Genomic DNA, 17,610 nt, shown 5'->3' on the forward strand with positions numbered 1-17,610 from the left:
GAGGTCGGTCAGCCGGCCGCGTAGGCCGCGATCGGGGTCGAGGAGCTGGGCGCGAGGAAGCCGAACTTCCGCTTGACGGAACCGGGCGCGAAGGGCGAGGTGGAGAAGTTGGTCAGGCTGGTGACCTTCGACGAGTCGACGAGACCGGCGAGCACCGGGTCGTACGCGGGCGAACCGGTGTAGGTGAAGGACGACTGCACCTTGGCGCGCTCGACGATCAGGTAGGTGTCACGGCCGAACGTGGTGTCGGCGTAGTACGCCGTGCTCGGGATCAGGTTGGGCGCCGTGCCCGTGTAGGGAACCTGGCCGGCGACGGGGGAACCGAGGGCCACCGTGGGAGCGGCCGCGACGGTGTTGACACCCGAGACGTTGTTGGCCTGAGCGACCCAGTTCGCCACCGAGAAGGGGATGATCTGGTTGTCGCCGAGGACGGTCGCGTCGTTCTCGGGGGTGACGTTGCCCGTGTCGTTGACCGCGGGGGCCGTGGGGGCGCTCCCCGAGTAGCCGATCGCGTTCAGGAAGAACGTGCGGGTACCCGAACCGGCCTGCGGCAGGCGCGGGGTGACGGGGACACCGTCGATCGAGGTCAGCGTGCCGTCGTAGATCGACTTGAGCTGCGCGGCGGTGAGGTTCGCCCACGCGGCCGTGCCGCCCTTGTAGGCGTAGGCCATTCCGTCACGACCGAAGGGGACGTAGAGCAGGCGGCCGTTGGCGTTGGCGTTGGTGCCGGGGCCGCTCGAGCTGCGGGCGATGTCGACCTGGTTGGTGATGGCGCGTGCGGGCGTGCTGTTGTTGGCGACCGACCAGTTCGCCCCGCTGACCGAAGCGCGCAGCGCGTCGCGCCCCGACCCCGAGCCGTTCGGCCGGGCGAAGAACACGCCACCCGGCTTGGTCTGGATCGCGGCCGACCCGAATGCGTCGAAGTTCCCGACCGACTTGCCGCCGGCGAGGATGCGGACGAAGGAGCCCGACACGTTGGTGCCGTTCGTGAGGGCGTTCATCGAGTCCTGGAGCGTGTCCGAACCGACGACGGCATAACTGTTCGACACGGGCTCCGCGGAGGCCGATGACGCGAAGGCGACGCCCGAGAGGACGAGGCCGACAGCCGCACCGAGTGCGGCGATCTTCTTGATCTTCACTGATGACCTATCTGTGGGTTGGTGTGGTGAGAAGGGAACTGCGGGAAGGGAAAGTCGAAGGTCACGTTCTGCGCGGCAGACGAGGGATGAGCAGCACGACCAGCGCGGCGATGAGACCGGCGAGGAGGCTGATCGGCAGGGCGGCGGGGAGGGCACCCGAGTCGGGGTCGGCCGCGGTCTTGGCGCCCGCGAGAGCGCCGGCGACGGCCCCGGATGCCGTGGGGTTGGCGTCTCCCGCCGAGGCTGCCGCCGCGGGCGCCGCGGCCGCTCCCGCGGAAGCACCAGACGACGATCCTCCGCCGGTGACGCTGCCTCCGACCGCTCCGGAGGGCCGCGACGGCGCAGCCTGCGGCGGCGCCGGAGTCGCCGGAGTGACACCGTTCTCGAGGGCGGTGGCTGCCGCACGCGCCTGGACCCGCCAGCTGTCGGGAAGCGGAGCGTAGCCGCTGGGGAGCTGACCGGTCTGCACCCCCGGGGCCTGGCCGGGCTCCGCGGCATAGCGGATGAAGTCCGCGTACACGCGACGGACGGAGGCATCCTTCACATACGGGCTCGCGGCGGCATAGACCGGAAGCGCGAGCGGATAGGCATCCACCGCTCGAGCCGCCTCGGCGCTGGCGGGATCGAAGCCGCGGACCTGCGCCTGCGATCCGATCGGCGTCATCGCGACGGCTGCCGCCACGAGCGCCTCGTTCGTCGGGCTCACGAAGGTCCCGGCCGGGTTGCGCAACGACGCGGTGACGAGCTGGTACTTGTCGGCGGCGGCGCCGTCGGTGAGGGAGATGACAGCCTGTGTGCCCGGCAGGTTCCGTGGGCTGCGTGTGTAGCGGGGTGGGTTGCCCAGCGGGTCCCACGCGCTGAGCGCCAGCCCGTCGCCGCGCAGCGTGTAATACGCCGCGTTGTCGAGGTCGTTGGTGTAGGGGCGCCACGTGACCGAGTTGATGGCCGCGGGGCCGTCCTCGACAGCCGGCACCTCGACCGGGTCGGGGCGCGGGAAGCTGTCGCGCGGTAGCGCGAAGGCAGTGCCGGTGGGGTTCTTCGCCGCGTCGGTGGAGGCGTAGGGGTTGATGACCATCCCCCAGTCGTCGGGGTTCCCCGCGAGGAAGTCTCGGGCGTCGGGGTCGGCCATGACGTAGCTCCACAGCGCGGTGGCGACGTCGGTTCGTCCCTGCGGGACGAGCATGTCGGCCACGGCCACGCTGGCGATCGCCTGCTGTGACCACTCGGGGTCGTTGATCTCGAGGAAGTCGGGATCGAAGAGGAGGTTCCGGGGATTGCTGCCCAGGTGCGACCGGTCGGCCTGGTAGGGCAGCGAATCCAGGTAAGAGGAGGTGAGCAGCTTCGCGAGAAGGCGCGGAGTCAGCTTCATGTCCGTCAACGGCAGCCGGGCGCGTGCGAGCGCGTCGGCGGGGACCGTCCCGTCCTGCCGCGGGAATCGGTCGATCGCGAAGCCCACGGTGACCGAGCTCAGCGCGATCGGGGCGTACACGAGCCTGTCCTCCTCCTCACCGCGGTAGGGCAGAGAGGTGAGGGCGAGCGGCGCGGTGTCGGCGGCCGTGTTGGCGGTGGCGACGGCGTCGCTCTCGGTTCCCGTGAGGAGCGTGAACACACTGCCTTCCGCGCCCGAGCACAGCGACGGCTGCCACGACGACACCGCTCGCGCGACGACCTCGCTGCCGGACAGCTGACGTTCGGCCGCGCCGATGGCGCACCGGAGACCCACCGGGCGGAAGTCGAGCTTGATCGCGACGTGGTGCTTCCAGTTGTCCCAGAACAGACCGGAACTCACCACGGAGGCCTCACCCGTGTCGGTGGTACCGCGCGGAATGATGACGAGCCAGCAGGGCTGGCCGCTGGTCGCCGCAGCGTCATCCGAGGTGCGGGCGCCGCAGCCCAGACCCCGGGACTGCGTGACGGTCTGAACCTCGAACTTGGTGCTGCCGGTCCCGTCCGCACCGGTACCGGCCCACGGCACCTCGTTGGACGTGTACTGCGTGAAGAAGGGGTTGGTGTTCACGTCGACGCCGGGAACGCGGGTGCCGTCGACCACCGAGGCGACCGTCTCGCCGGTTGCCGATCGGAAGGGAATCGAGGTGTACGCGGGGTCGAGGACACCCGCGGCCGGCACCGTCAAGGATCGATCGGCGTCGGCGACGCTCCCCTCGACGCGGTTTCCGTCCCGTGTCGCACCAGGTGTGCCGAACGCGCCGTATTGGCAGGTCGTGCGGTCGGGCCGCCCCGGGTTCTGCGGGTCATCGCCCCAGCACTGGGCGATCTGCAAGAAGTTCTGCCCGCCGGACTGTTGCGTGGGGGGCGTCGACTCCTTCCCCCCTGTCCAGCTGATCTCCACGCCCTGGGAGACCAGTCCCTTGGTCTGTGAGACCGTCACGGAGAGATCGGGGAACGGGGCGTTCTCCCAATCCGCGTCGTAGGCCTTGGCGGTGACCGTCGCCGACGTCGCATCGGCCGCGACGGCGGCACCGACCGGCATCACGCCGCCGGCAGTGAGAGCGGCGAAGACGAGACCGCCGACGAGCGCGCCGGACAGGCCGGACAGCGCACGTCGCGCGGCGCGCCCTTCGGGTAGAGCACTACGCACAGGATTCTCCAAGTGGGGGCGACACCCTGTCCGGGTGCCGACAGCGATGAAAGTAGGGGCGGGTCGTGACTTCCGCGTGAACGGTCCATCAACGAGAGGTCGTATCTGCACGGGAGCCGCGATGGCAAAACAAAGCCGAGATCAAAGGTCCTTTTTGACACGTCGAATACCGCCTCCGCGAGGAGGCGGTATTCGACGGCGATCAGCGTTTGCCGGCTCTTGTCGTTCGCATACGACGCAAACTCACGGGCGGGAGGATGATCGCGGCGATGAGCAGCAGCGCGGCGGCCAGCATGAGCCACTGCGGCGCTTTCCATCCGTCCTCCGCGAGGGTGAACGGGGAGGAGACCGCAGCCGCCGCGACACCGCCCCCGGCCGCGGCCGACCCGCTCACGAGATTGCCGTTCGCGTCGTACACCGCGTCGCCCCCCGTGCTCGTCGCATCCGCCGCCCCGGTCGCGACACCGCTCCCCGCCGCCGCTCCCCCGCCCCCGCCGGCCTCTGCGGAGGAGCCGCCCGAGCCGGACCCCGTCACGGGCGTGTCGGTACCGGCCGAACCCGCAGTGCCGGAGGTGCACTGGTTCGGACCCTGCTTGTCGCACTCCGCGGGGGCGGGAGCGGATACGGCGAGCTGGTTGTTGGACGGCGAGTCACCCGGCTTGAAGGTCGGGTTGTTGCACCGGTTGATGTCGACGCCGTTGGCGTTGGCTCCCGGGATGCGCTTGAGCTGCTCGGAACCGGCCAGGACGAGGTTCATGGGCAGCGGCGAGTACCCCAGCGCCGTCGCCGATTGCTGACCCTCGCACAGCACGTACTCGGCGAAACCTCCCAGCGTGCGCCCCTTCTCGGCGGTGAAGATCCCCGCGGTCTGTGTCGGCACGATCAGGTACGAGTAGCTCGACAACGGGTACGTACGGGGATCGCCGTTGTTGTAGACGCCGTCCAGAATCTGGGTCAGGTAGTCCGGCGAGTTGGGATCGTTGTTGATCTGCGCCTGCAGCAGAGCCACCGCCACGGACGGCGCAGTCGGCTCGATGTAGTAGCCGGCGGAGTTGAGGATCTTGGCCACCGGAAAGCCGGACTTCACCGCGTACGAGTACTCCACGTAGGTGATGGCGCCCTCACCGTAGTCCTGGCTGACGTACCCGGCGACACCGAGCGAGCCGTTCTGCGCCTTGCCGTTTCCGGGTGTCGGGAACTGCGAGGTCATGCCGCGCGTCCAGATGTCACCGTGCTGTTTGGACATCCACAGGGTGAACTGCGCGGACGAACCCGATCCGTCCGAGCGGACGACCGGGACGATCGCCCGGTCCGGCATCGCGAGGCCGGGATTGTCGGCTTGGATGGCCGGATCGTTCCACTTCGTGATGGCTCCCGAGAAGATCCTCGTCACCACCGCACCGGAAAGACGCAGGTTGGTGACCCGCTTTCCGCCGATCTTGAGGTTGTACATGAAGGCCGTCCCACCGGCGACGATCGGCATGTACGCGTATCCGCTCCGAGGCACCTCCGGCTGCGAGCCGTCCTCAGGGTTGGACTGGAAGGGGATCTCGCTGATGGCGAAGTCGACGGTCCCGTTGATGAAGTCGCGGCGACCGGCCGAGGAGCCCACGCCCGAGTAGTTCACCGTCATGCCGTAGTTCTCGCCGACGTTGCGACGCCATTGGTCGAGCGCGTTCTGCGACCACGTCGACCCGGTACCGGAGATGGGCGCCCAGGAATAGGCGTGCGCCGCAGGCGGAGACGACGACACCAATCCGGTGGCCACGAGCACGGCGACGGCGGAAGCCGCCAGGAGAGAGCGGATGCGGCGAATCACGGCTGGTCCTTCGGAGGAGTCGGGTCGTTCGGGAGCGTCTCGGCGGCGACGCGGTGTCGGTTCTCGATGCGCTCGAGGTCGGCGGCGGACTGCGCGCTGCGGGCACGACGCTGGCGCGGGCTGAGCTGGCCGGGACCGCGACCCCCGATGACGCGCGCGATCGCGAAAAGAAGGAGCACGAGCAGAAGGAGCGTCGCGGCGGCACCGAACCCGCGAGCGATCATGTTCGGCTCGGGCGACTTGACGAAGTCGAATACCTGCAAGGGCAACGAGATCATGGGGCCCGAGAAGGGATTGACGTTCATCACGGCCGTCACGCCCGAGGTGAGCAGGACCGGCGAGGTCTCGCCGATACCGCGCGCGGTTCCGAGGATCACCGCGGTGACCAGGCCCGATCGCGCCGTCGGCAGCACGACGTGCCACACCGTGCGCCACCGCGACGAGCCCAGCGCGTACGACGCCTCGCGCAGGTTGCCCGGAACCAGGCGCAGGACCACATCCGACGCGCGGATGACGATGGGAAGCATCATCACCGTGATCGCCAGTGACGCGGCGAAACCCGATCGCTCATGCGTGACGAGCTGGATCACCGCCGAATAGACGAACAGGCCCGCGACGATCGAGGGCAGGGCCGTCATGGCATCCGAGATCGTCCGGACGAAGCGGGCGAACCGGCCGCCGATCTCGTTCATGAACACCGCCGTCGCGATGCCGAGGGGCACCGTGATGGACAGCGCGATCGAGATCTGGATGAGCGTCCCGACGATCGCGTGAGCGATACCGCCCACGCTGAGAGGCTCGAGCGGACCGGCCGACTCCATGGTCTGTACGAACGAGTTGAGGTTGACCAGCGCCGGCAGACCGCGGAACACGGCGAAGCACACGACGAAGACCAGTGCCGCGATGAGGATCGAGGCAGCGCTGTAGAGAAGCGCCGTCATGACGCGGTCCGCGACCTCCTGACCCGTCGCCCGCAGCGCCACCAGGAGGGCGTAGATGACGACGAAGAGCAGGTAGGTCACGATCGCCCACCCGACGGCGCCCGTCATCGGAGTGAACCACCCGAACAACAGCGTCGCCACGGCCAGGGCCGCACCGAGCGCACCCGTGAGATTGAACGTGTCGTCGGCGGTCGCGCCGCTCATACGACGACGCGGACCGACGGGGTCGTTGCCCGGTGCCGGGCGGAAGGTCCGTCTCGGCCCGGTGTCGACGGGACCGCCGCCGTGACCGCCGGAGGCACCACCGGAAATGACCGTCGTGATCGTCTCGTCCATGCGGGTCAGCCCTCGCTCTGCGCACCCGACCGCGAACGCGCCACGATCGAGGAAGCGGTGAAGTTGATCACCAGGGTGATCAGGAACAGGGCCAGCCCCGCTGCCATGAGCGCGGACAGACCGAACTCGCTGGCCTCGCCGTAGCGCAGGGCGATGAGCGCCGAGACCGAGTTGCTGCCGGTCTTGAGTACCTGCCAGTTGATCGTGAAGATCGGCGAGATGATCAGGTAGACGGCGATCGTCTCCCCGAGTGCGCGGCCGAGGCCGAGCATCGTGCCGCCGATGATGCCGCCGCGTCCGAACGGCAGGACGACGGTACGGATCATCCCCCAGCGGGTGGAGCCGAGAGCCAGTGCCCCCTCACGTTCGCCGACGGGTGCCTGCGAAAAGGCCTCCCGCATGACCGAGGTCTGGGTCGGCGCGACCATGAGAGCGACCACGATCCCGGCGATGAACGCGGACGACGTGAACTGGCTGGCATCCGTCAGTCGTGCGCCGTCGGCGTCGGTGACGGCGAAGACAGGAATCCATCCGAAGTAGTACGAGATCCACTGGGCCACCGGGATGACGTTCTGCTGGAGGAAGAACAAACCCCACAGGCCGTACACGACGCTCGGAACAGCCGCCATCAGATCGACGAGCGAAATGAGGAGAGAGCGCAACCGCGGCGGGATGACCTCGGAGATGAGGAGGGCCGTGCCCATGGCCAGTGGCACCGAGAAGAACATGGCGACCAGGGCGATCGTCACGGTGCCGGAGAGAACCGCCGCGATACCGAAGGTCCGGGTCTCGGGCGACCATTCCTGCGTCGTCAGGAAGGAGAAGCCCGCGACCCGGAGCGCGTCGCCCCCGCGGAGCGTGAGGAAAAAGCCGACCGCCAGCATGATGGCGACGGTGATGCCTCCGGCCGCGAAGGCGGTCGTCCGGAAGATCGAATCCGCCGTCGAGGGGCGCGACGCGAGCGAACGGGCGCGCGGACCATCGTCGCCGCGGGGCGCCGTCTGGTCGGAGTCGGGGACGTCGGCGAAGAGGACCTCGGTGAGGTCGCCCGAAGGAGCGGCGTTCATCCGCGAACACGCCGACGCGCGGGCGCTGCAATGCGCAGATTTCGACTCATGGAACTTCCTGAGCAGAGAGGCCGGCGGCGGGTTCCGACCGGACGACGCTCATCGTGGGGTTCACGGGTGAACGAGGGAGGACACACGGGCGAAGGAGACCTTTCCGGGTCATGAGGGAGGGACATCACGCGCTCGGACCGGGGGACGGTGTCGTCGACGTGGGGGCGGACGGGCTCGGGGTCGGGGTAGTCGCGACGATGAGTGTGACGGCCGAACCCAGCGGGAGGCGTGTCGAGGCACCGGGCTCGACGGCCGCCACGGCACCGGCGACACCCGGACGCGGCTCCCTCACGACGACCGGGATGAGCCCCGCCCCGGTCAGCCGGCCGATGGCATCCTGCTCGGCGAACCCGGCGACGTCCGGAACGGCGTTCCAACCCGTGGCGACGACGAGATCGACGCGGCTCCGCGCGGGGACCTCGGCCCCCGGCGACACGGATCCCGCCACGACCGTCTGGGCGGGGGCTGTTCCGTCCCGGTCGGTGCGTTCACCGACCTCGAGACCCTCGCGTCGCAGGGCGTCGACGGCGTCGGGAAGAAGGAGGCCACGGATGTCCGGCATCCGCGCGAACGTCGGGGCGATGGGCGACGGAACGGCGCTCGCCACGACGGACGTCGGCGTGGCCGCGGGAGGGTCGCCGACGGGCATCGCCGCCTCGGCCATCGGCGCTCCCGTCGCCGATGGAGCCGGATTTGACACGGCGGGCCGCGCAGCGACGGCGACCACGGTCAGAACCAACGCCGCTGCGGCACCGGCGAGAACCCACAGCCACGGAGACGTTCGTCGCCGCTCCGCGTCATCGCCGACGGTCGCCGAAGCGCCCGGCGCAAGGACGCGGGTGGGCGCCACGATCGCGCGAGGCGACGGCACGGCCGCGGATGCCGCGGCCACGACGGCGCGAGGATCCCGGGCGCGGAGAACCGCGTCCAGAGCGCCGCGCATCGTCGCGGCATCCGGAAACCGTTCGGCGGGGTCCTTCAGCAGACCCCGCACGACCACGCGGTCGAGAGTCACAGGGATGCCGGGAACGCTCACGGACGCGGTGGGAGGCAGGGCCGTCAGGTGCGCGTCCACGACGTCGGCGGTGTGCGCGCGGGGGAACGGCGGTGTCCCCACGAGTGCGAAGTAGAGCACCCCGGCGACCTGGTAGATGTCACCGGCGACACCGACGGGTTCGCCGCGCAATTGCTCCGGGGATGCATAGGAGGCGTTGCCCACGACGCCGTCGCCTTCGGCGCTGCGCAGGACGTCGCCGCCGCGTGCGGACTCGCCGATCGGGGCGGCCAGGCCGAAGTCGACGAGGCGGACGTCCTGCACGCGCCCCTCGGAATCGCGGGTCACGAGAACATTCGCGGGCGAGATGTCGCGGTGGACGATCCCGGCCGCGTGAAGCGCTCCGAGCGCGTCGAGCAGTTGCCCGACGACGGTGGAGGCGGCGAGGGGGTCGAGACGTCCTGAGGTGCGGACCGTCTCGGACAGTGAGACGCCGCGCACCAGCTCCCACGCGGTCCAGGTTCGTTCCGGAGTCCGCCCGTCACCGGAGGCGCGCAGCGCGCAGAGGCCGGGGTGCCGGATCCCCGCCACGACGGCGGCCTCACGCAGGAACGCCTGCGCGAGAGCCACCTGGGTGGCGAGGTGCGGATGGAGGACCTTGAGGGCGACGTCCTCACCCGTCCACAGGTCCCGTGCGTCGTATACCGAGGCGGTCGCTCCGGCACCGAGAAGCCCGCGGATCTGAAAACGCTCCGCCACGGCAGCGGCGGCGGTGTTCTCCGTGTCGCGCCCGTCAGTCATCGACGCGCAGGGACGCGGGGGCCTGCCGATGACGACGACCGGATCGTGTGCCGATGTTCACCGACCGAACGATGCTCGCGCGCGCGAGGTTGTCGCGCGCCGCGCGCGCCGCCGCCGCGGCCTCCCCCGGGGACTCGTACCACCGCGAGCAGATCAGGACGGGGTGATCTGCGAGCCGGAGCGCCCAGCCGTGCCGCATGGAGAGCGGCCCACGCATCACCATCGCGGTCAGTTCCCCCGCCCGCGCGCTCACCGTCTCGGCATCCGCCCAGGCGCGCTCGGGCGACGGATGCAGAACGCTCCCTCGCCCCAACTCGCGGTTGTTCGTCGCCAGCAGACGCCACACCCCGAACACCCCGTCCGTGGTGGGACCGTCCGAGGGCCGCAGCGTCGGTGGGGCCGGCGGGACGGCCTGAGGAAGCACGCGGGCGCGAAACGCGAACCATGCGACGAGCATCGGATCGGTGGTCGACCGGAAGGTGTCGAAGACCACACGCGCGGTCGGCGTCGGTCGTGCGGAGAGCTGCTCGCTCACGGAAGGCCCCTGTCTGACGGACCTGCGCGCCGGGTTCGGGCTCCTCAGCGCTGTTCCGCAGGGATGAAAGTGCTCCCGTTGGATTGCCACACCGAGAGCAGCAGGTGAACGGCCGGTTCACCAACCCTCAACGCTTTGTTCACTCACCCCGGGGGTGTCTGTCGGGGTGTCCGCGGTCGCGGCGCGGGCACACCGGTCACGACAGCACTGCACGGCCGCACACGCGCATCAGAGCCGAGCGGGACGCGAGAGCGCGCAGCCCTCAGAGCGTGCGGCGCCCCTCGAACGCCCGCCCCAGCGTGACCTCGTCGGCGTACTCGAGATCGCCGCCCACGGGCAGACCGGATGCCAGACGCGTCACGCGGATCTCGAGGGTGTGCAGCAGGCGGCTGAGGTACGTGGCCGTCGCTTCCCCCTCGAGGTTGGGGTTCGTGGCGAGGATGACCTCCTGGACGGTGCCGTCCGCGAGGCGCTGCATGAGCTGAGTGATGCGCAGATCGTCGGGACCGATCCCGGCGATGGGGCTGATGGCTCCACCCAGCACGTGGTACAGCCCGCGGAACTCGCGCGTGCGCTCGATGGCCGCGACGTCCTTCGCGTCTTCGACGACGCAGATGAGGGCGGCGTTGCGACGAGGGTCGCGGCAGATCGAGCAGCGTTCCTGCTCGGAGACGTTGCCGCAGATCTCGCAGAACTTGACCTTGTCGCGGATCTCGCCCAGCAGGGTCGAGAGCCGGGACACGTCGAACGTCGGCGACTGCAGGATGTGGAACGCGATGCGCTGTGCCGACTTCGGACCGATGCCGGGCAGCCGACCGAACTCGTCGATTAGGTCTTGGACGATGCCGTCGTACATCAGCTGAACCTCGTGGGGGGCTCGTAGGGCTCGTCGCGGACGTAGGTCGCGCCGAGCACTTGGCGGACCACGGCCTCGCCGTAGCGCTGAACGCCTCCGCGCAGAGGCGCCATTCGCGGCACCACCACGGGCGGGACCGGAACGTTCGCCTCGTCGTCCGCAGGGGGGATGACGTCGTCGTCGTCGACCTCGTCGGGAGCCGGAACGGAACGGGCCACGTCGGCGGACGGGAGCACCGCTCCCTCGAACGGCGGCGGCGCGATCCGCGGCGCGGACCGCACGGCAGCCTCTTCGGGTTCGTCGTCGACCGCCAGGACGGTAGCGCCGGCGGGCGCCGCGGCAGGACCGGTGGCGGAGGGTCCGGGACGCCCGCCGGCGGGGGCGGATACCGAGGCGGGGGCGGATGCCGAGGCGGGCGCGGCACCCGTGAGCGCGGTGCCACTGCCCGCCGACGCTCCGGGGATTGGCGCGACCGCCCAGTCGCTGACCGTCGCCGCCGCGTACGGGGCGGACGAACGCGGGGCGGAGGCCTGCCGCGAGGCGCGTGCGCCGCCCTCGGGACCCGGCGCGGGACCGCGCTGCGGTGAACCGCCGGGGCCACCGGACCCGCCGTCGCCCTCGAGACGCGCGAGGTACTTGACCCGCACGCCGAGAACGGACTGGATCGCCTGGCGCAGGTCTTCGCTCGGGCCTCCTTCTGCGGAGCGCGTCTTGAACGCCGCGAGGTCGGACGCCGTGCGGAATCCCAGGGTGAGCACGTCGTCATCGAACGCGAGAACCGACGACGTCGATACGACGAGCCACGACGTCCGGCTCGCAGCCTCGAGCTGACCGAGCACCTCGGGCCACGCGTCGCGCACGTGGGAAAGCTCGAGCGGGCCGACCGGCACGACCGGAGGTGTCGGGGCGACGGGCTCCAGCGGCGAGCGCTCTTCGGCCGAGCTCGCGGGCTCGTCGTCGGCCGGCTCGGACGGGGACTGCACCGAGACGGCGTCTTCGTTCGGCTGGGCGGGCGCGGAGCCCTCCGCCGCGGCCGCCGCGTCGGTGGCCGCAGCGGCGGAGCCGTCGGCGACCGGTGCAGCGGGAGTGTCGTCCGGTGACGGTGCGGCGTCGAACGGGTGCGGATCGGCGGACGCGGACGCCGCCGTGACCGCGGGCTTCGCCGCCGCGGACGCCGCGGACGGTGTTGGGTCGGCAGCGCTGCCCTCGTGCCCGACGGTGCGGACCGGTTCGTCCTCGTCGAACGGCGGGGGCGCGTCATCGTCGTCGAGCGGCGGCGGCGCGTCGTCGTCGGACGGGGCATCCGGCCCGGGAACGGGTACGGCGGACTGCGGTCGTGCTGCGGCGGTCGACGACGCGGCGGGCGGTGCGCTCGGTGGCGCGTCCGCCGGGGGCGCGACGGGGGCGGCGGCGGGGGGCGCGACGCGATCCGGCGCCGCAACCGCACGCGCGGGACCGCCCGGTGACGCCACACCCGGGTTCGCGACACTCGGGTTCGCGACACTCGGGTTCGCGACACTCGGGTTCGCAATCCCGGGGTTCGTCCCACTCGGGCTCGCCACACCCGGGTTCGTGGCCCCCGGGTTCGCCACACCAGGATTCGCCACACCAGGATTCGCCACACTGGGGCTCGCGATACCGGGGCTCGCCACGGCGGGGGGAGCCACCGCGGGGGCGGCGACCGCAGGAGCGGCGACGGCGGGCGGAGCCACCGCGGGGGCGGAACCCGGAACCCCGCCGGCTCGACCGCCGGTGTTCGGCGACGCGTGCTCGGCCGCGTGCGCCGATGCCGCCGCGGGCGATGTGCCCTGCGAGACGCCCGCGTGCGTGAGCACTCGAGCGACCAACAGCTCCAGCTGCAGGCGGGGCGACGTCGCCCCGGTCATCTCGTCGAGCGCGGCCACGACCAGATCGGCCGTTCGCGACAGACGCGCGACGCCGAATGCGGTGGCCTGACGCCCCATGCGCTCGAGCTCGTCGTCGGGAACGCCACGCAGAACCGCCGAGGCCCCCGCTCCGGTGGCGGCGACGACGATGAGGTCGCGCAGACGCTCGAGCAGGTCGTCGACGAAGCGGCGGGGGTCTTGTCCGGTCTGGACGACGCGGTCTACGGCGGCGAAGGCGCCGGCCCCGTCGAGCGCGGCGAACGCGTCGACGACCTCGTCGAGCAGCTCGGAGTGCGTGTAGCCCAGGAGGGCGACGGCCCGCTCGTAGTTCACGAGCACGTGGCCGTCGGCATCCCGATCCGATCCGGCGATGAGCTGATCGAGCAGCGAGAGCGTGTCACGGGGCGACCCACCGCCCGCCCGCACGACCAGGGGCAGAACGCCCGCCTCGACGGCGACGCCCTCGCTCTCGCACAGTTCTTGGACGTACTCGAGCATCGCGGCGGGCGGGACCAGACGGAACGGGTAGTGGTGGGTGCGCGAACGGATCGTGCCGAGCACCTTCTCGGGCTCGGTGGTGGCGAAGATGAACTTCACGTGCGCCGGCGGCTCTTCGACGAGCTTGAGCAGCGCGTTGAAGCCCTGCTGGGTCACCATGTGCGCTTCGTCGAGGATGAAGATCTTGAAGCGATCACGCGCCGGAGCGAAGATCGCGCGCTCGCGCAGGTCGCGCGCGTCGTCGACGCCGTTGTGGCTGGCGGCATCGATCTCGACGACGTCGAGGGAGCCCCCGCCACCGCGCCCGAGCTCGACGCAGCTGTCGCACTCTCCGCAGGGGGTGTCGGTGGGGCCCTGCGCGCAGTTGAGGCAGCGCGCGAGAATACGGGCCGAGGTGGTCTTGCCGCAGCCACGCGGCCCCGAGAAGAGATAGGCGTGGCCCACCCGGTCGCTGCGGAGGGCCGTCATCAGAGGCTCGGTCACCTGCGACTGCCCGATCATTTCGCCGAATGCCTGCGGGCGGTAGCGGCGGTAGAGGGCTGTCGTCACTCCCCCAGCCTACGGCGTGCCACCGACATCGCCGCTGCCGAGCTCCCCGTCCCGCCGTGTTCGCGTCCGGCTCGCTGCGGCGTCCGCCGCACGGCATCCGCGAGACTTCATCGCGCTGACGAACGGCACCGCCGCGTCAGGCGGGGAAGTCAGGCGTCGAGGCCCACCGCGATCGGCTCGTCGTCGCTGGATACCAGCGGGATCGCGGCCGTGACGATGGGCACGGATGCCGACAGGAGGCTCCCGTCCTCGCGGACCGACCCCTCGAGCTGACGGATCGACGGGCGACCCGGGATGATCGGCCCCTGGCCGTGCAGGGCCACGCGGACGGTCTCGCCCGGCGCGACCGTGTAGTCCACACCGCGCACGGCGAACTCGACCGGCGCCCCCTCGTCACCCGCGTGCAGCGTGAGCGCGGCGGCCGTCAGGGTGATGTTCAGGCGCGTACCGTGCCAGTGCAAGACGTACGACAGCTCCGGCCAGTCCACCGGGAGACGCGGGTCGAAGGTGAGGCGACCGAAGTGGTCGCGCATGCCGCCGAAGCCGCTCACGAGCGCGGTCCACACGCCGCCCGCGGATGCCACGTGCACGCCGTCCGCGGCATTGTGATGCAGGTCGCCGAGGTCGACGAACGCCGCCTGGCGGAAGTACTCCAGTGCCAGATCCTGATAGCCGACCTCGGCCGCGAGGATCGACTGCACGACCGCCGACAGCGTGGAGTCGCCCGTGGTCAGCGGGTCGTAGTACTCGAAGTCGGCGAGCTTCTCGGCATCCGTGAAGTGATTGCCCTGGAGGAACAGCGCGAGCACCACGTCGGCCTGCTTCAGCACCTGGTAGCGGTAGATCACCAGCGGGTGGAAGTGCAGCAGCAGCGGGCGCTGGTCGGGCGGGGTGTTCTCGAGATCCCAGATCTCGCGCTCCAGGAACACCGCGTCCTGCGGATGGATGCCGAGCGCCGGGCTGAACGGGATGTGCATCGCCTCGGCCGCCTTCTCCCAGCGGTCGGGCTCGGACGGGTCGAGGTTCATGCGGTCCGCCATGCGGCCGTACGCCTCGGGATCGTTCTCGGCGAGGTCACGGACCGTCCGTGCGGCGAACCGCAGGTTGAAGCGGGCCATGACGTTGGTGAAGAGGTTGTCGTTGACGACGGTGGTGTACTCGTCCGGACCGGTCACACCGTGGATGTGGAAGGCATCCTGCTCGCCGTCGTCTCCGTCGCTCGAGCGCCAGAACCCGAGCGTCGACCACAGCCGCGCGGTGTCGACGGCGATGTCCACGCCCTCGCGGGCGAGGAACTCCTCGTCGCCGGTGGCGCGGACGTACTTGGCCAGCGCGAAGGCGACGTCGGCGTTGATGTGGTACTGCGCGGTACCGGCGGCGTAGTACGCCGACGCCTCCTCGCCGTTGATCGTGCGCCACGGGAACAGCGCGCCGGCCTCGTTCAGCTGGTGTGCGCGCTTGCGCGCCGCCGGCAGCATGAGGTACCGCATCCGCAGGGCGTTCCGCGCCCACTGCGGGGTCGTGTACGCCAGGAACGGGAGCACGTACACCTCGGTGTCCCAGAAGTAGTGGCCGCTGTACCCCGAGCCGGTCACGCCCTTGGCGGGCACGCCCTGCCCGTCGGCGCGCGCCGCGGCCTGCGCGAGCTGGAAGAGGCACCAGCGTGTGGCCTGCTGCAGGTCGGCCTGGCCGCCGATGCGCACGTCCGAGCGGTCCCAGAACGCCGCGAACCAGTCGATCTGACGCTTCACGAGTTCTGCGACGCCGACGTCGCGTGCCCGGTCGAGCGTCCGGCGGCAGCGGTCGACGAGCTCGCCCGCTGGGACACCCCGAGAGGTGTGGTAGCTCACGAACTTGGTGATGGTCGTGGGAACACCGGCACGCGCCGACACCCGGAAGACGTTCTTGGCGATGTCGGGCTCGATGAGCTGGCGCGAGGTGTACGCGTTCTCGGTGTCGACCTCGTGGTCGGCGACGACGGCGAGCGTCATGCCCGACTCGGTGACTTCGTACGACAGCGCCGAGCGGGTGCCGTCCTGCCAGTACTCGCGCGGCTGCAGAACGCGGTCGGTGAGCTTCTCGGTCTTGCGGGGATCGAATCCCGAGGACGAGGATGCCATCGGCGAACCGCCGTAGATGCCCTCGCCGTCCTGACGGTTCAGCAGCTGGCACGCGACCGTGACCGGGGCGTCGGAGTTCAGCACCGTCACCGTCAGGCGCAGCACGACGAGGTGCTTCTCGTCGAACGAGACGAACCGCTCGTCCTCGATCCGCACCTCTTTGCCGGACGGGGTGACCCACAGGAGCGTTCGCCGCAGGATGCCCTGGCGCATGTCGAGAACGCGCTCGTACTCGCGCACGTCGGCGACATCGAGCGAAAGGGGCTCGTCGTCGACGTAGACGCGCATGACCTTGGCATCCGGGGCATTGATGATCGTCTGCCCCACTTCGGCGAAGCCGTAGGCCTGCTCGGCGTGACGGATCGGGAAGGTCTCGTGGAACCCGTTGATGAAGGTGCCCTGCTCCTGCGCGAACCGCCCCTCGATGGAGTTGCCCCGCAACCCCAGGTAGCCGTTGCCCACGGCGAACAGCGTCTCGGTCACGCCGGTGTCGTCGACCGAGAATTCGGTTTCGACGAGGCGCCATTCGTCGAGGGGGAAACGATCGCGATCGATCATCGGGGGCATGCCTTCCGGTGCCGGGTTTCGGGTCAGTCGCGCGGGGCGACGGCTCAGTCTACGAAGGCCTGCAGGTCATCGACGACCACGTCGGCCCCGGCGGCGCGCAGGTGGTCCGCTCCGGCGCCGCGGTCGACCCCGACGACGAGCCCGAAACCGGCGGCCGACGCCGAGGCGACGCCGCTGGTGGCGTCCTCGACCGCGGCGGAACGCGCCGGGTCGACCCCGAGCATGCGAGCGGCCTCGGCGAACACGTCGGGCGCGGGCTTGGATGCGAGGTGGTCGCGTTCGGCGATGACGCCGTCCATGACGACGGGGAATCGTTCCCGGATGCCGGCGGCTTCGAGCACCTCGACGGCGTTCTTCGAGCTGGACACCACGGCGATCGGCGTTCCCGCCGCCTGCAGCACGTCCAGCAGGGCGACGGACCCGGGGTAGGGCGCGATCCCCTCGGCACGGAGGATGCGCGAGAACACCGCGTTCTTGCGATTTCCGACGCCGCAGACGGTGTCGAGCGCGGGGTCGTCGGAGGGGTCGCCCCAGGGCACCTCGACGTCGCGACTGCGCAGGAGGCTGGCCACGCCGTCGTACCGCTTCTTGCCGTCGACGTGCTCGAAGTAGTCGCGATCGGTGTACGGCGGCTCGATCCCCCACGCGGCGAACAGCTCGTCGAACATCTCTTTCCACGCGCGCATGTGCACCTCGGCGGTGGGGGTGAGCACGCCGTCGAGATCGAAGAGGACGGCCTCGAAAGAGGTCAGATCGGGCAGGGCACGGCTGTCGGTCACGGCGGGCTCCAGATCGTGAGGGCGGGACGCGCGGTCACGACGGTGCGCCGCTGTTCCAGCGTAGTGGCGGGGG

General features: G+C 70.5%; 11 protein-coding genes. All 11 read right to left on the reverse strand.

Translation table 11 applies throughout. From position 1 onward, the window contains the following. Positions 1-8 precede the first annotated feature (8 nt). Positions 9-1,139, reverse strand: a complete 1,131-nt coding sequence (locus tag P5G46_RS04900; RefSeq protein ID WP_239275166.1) for a substrate-binding domain-containing protein — start codon at positions 1,137-1,139, stop codon at positions 9-11. Positions 1,140-1,200: 61 nt separating this feature from the next. After that, the gene (locus P5G46_RS04905; RefSeq protein ID WP_408905099.1) at positions 1,201-3,738 is read right to left on the reverse strand and encodes a hypothetical protein; all 2,538 of its coding nucleotides are present in this window, start codon (positions 3,736-3,738) and stop codon (positions 1,201-1,203) included. A 202-nt stretch (positions 3,739-3,940) separates the two neighbouring features. Next, positions 3,941-5,557, reverse strand: coding sequence for a phosphate ABC transporter substrate-binding protein PstS (gene pstS / locus P5G46_RS04910; protein ID WP_408905100.1), 1,617 nt, complete (start codon positions 5,555-5,557; stop codon positions 3,941-3,943). After that, on the reverse strand, positions 5,554-6,834 hold the full coding sequence (pstA, locus tag P5G46_RS04915) for a phosphate ABC transporter permease PstA (protein WP_239279033.1): 1,281 nt from the start codon (positions 6,832-6,834) through the stop codon (positions 5,554-5,556). Before pstA ends, pstS begins: the two co-directional genes overlap by 4 nt. Before the next feature lie 5 nt (positions 6,835-6,839). Next, positions 6,840-7,901, reverse strand: coding sequence for a phosphate ABC transporter permease subunit PstC (gene pstC / locus P5G46_RS04920; RefSeq protein WP_239279044.1), 1,062 nt, complete (start codon positions 7,899-7,901; stop codon positions 6,840-6,842). A gap of 175 nt (positions 7,902-8,076) precedes the next feature. After that, positions 8,077-9,747 (reverse strand): protein kinase domain-containing protein, encoded by a 1,671-nt coding sequence (locus P5G46_RS04925; protein ID WP_239279055.1) that lies wholly within the window; start codon positions 9,745-9,747, stop codon positions 8,077-8,079. Next, positions 9,740-10,282: a hypothetical protein gene (locus P5G46_RS04930; RefSeq protein WP_239279065.1), complete on the reverse strand. Its 543-nt coding sequence runs from the start codon at positions 10,280-10,282 to the stop codon at positions 9,740-9,742. The genes P5G46_RS04925 and P5G46_RS04930 overlap by 8 nt, the downstream gene beginning before the upstream one ends. Positions 10,283-10,544: 262 nt before the next feature. Further along, a complete protein-coding gene (gene recR, locus P5G46_RS04935) occupies positions 10,545-11,138 on the reverse strand; it encodes a recombination mediator RecR (RefSeq protein ID WP_239279084.1) in 594 nt (197 codons plus the stop codon). After that, positions 11,138-14,071: a DNA polymerase III subunit gamma and tau gene (locus P5G46_RS04940; protein ID WP_408905101.1), complete on the reverse strand. Its 2,934-nt coding sequence runs from the start codon at positions 14,069-14,071 to the stop codon at positions 11,138-11,140. The genes recR and P5G46_RS04940 overlap by 1 nt, the downstream gene beginning before the upstream one ends. A 149-nt stretch (positions 14,072-14,220) precedes the next feature. Continuing rightward, positions 14,221-16,749 carry a glycoside hydrolase family 65 protein gene (locus P5G46_RS04945; RefSeq protein ID WP_375095878.1) on the reverse strand — a complete coding sequence of 843 codons (2,529 nt, stop codon included), beginning with the start codon at positions 16,747-16,749 and terminating at the stop codon, positions 14,221-14,223. Between the two features lie 53 nt (positions 16,750-16,802). Then, positions 16,803-17,537: an HAD family hydrolase gene (locus P5G46_RS04950; RefSeq protein ID WP_239276964.1), complete on the reverse strand. Its 735-nt coding sequence runs from the start codon at positions 17,535-17,537 to the stop codon at positions 16,803-16,805. Positions 17,538-17,610 lie beyond the last annotated feature (73 nt).

Origin of the sequence: Microbacterium mcarthurae, from assembly GCF_046064585.1 — a bacterium.
Lineage (GTDB): Bacteria > Actinomycetota > Actinomycetes > Actinomycetales > Microbacteriaceae > Microbacterium > Microbacterium mcarthurae.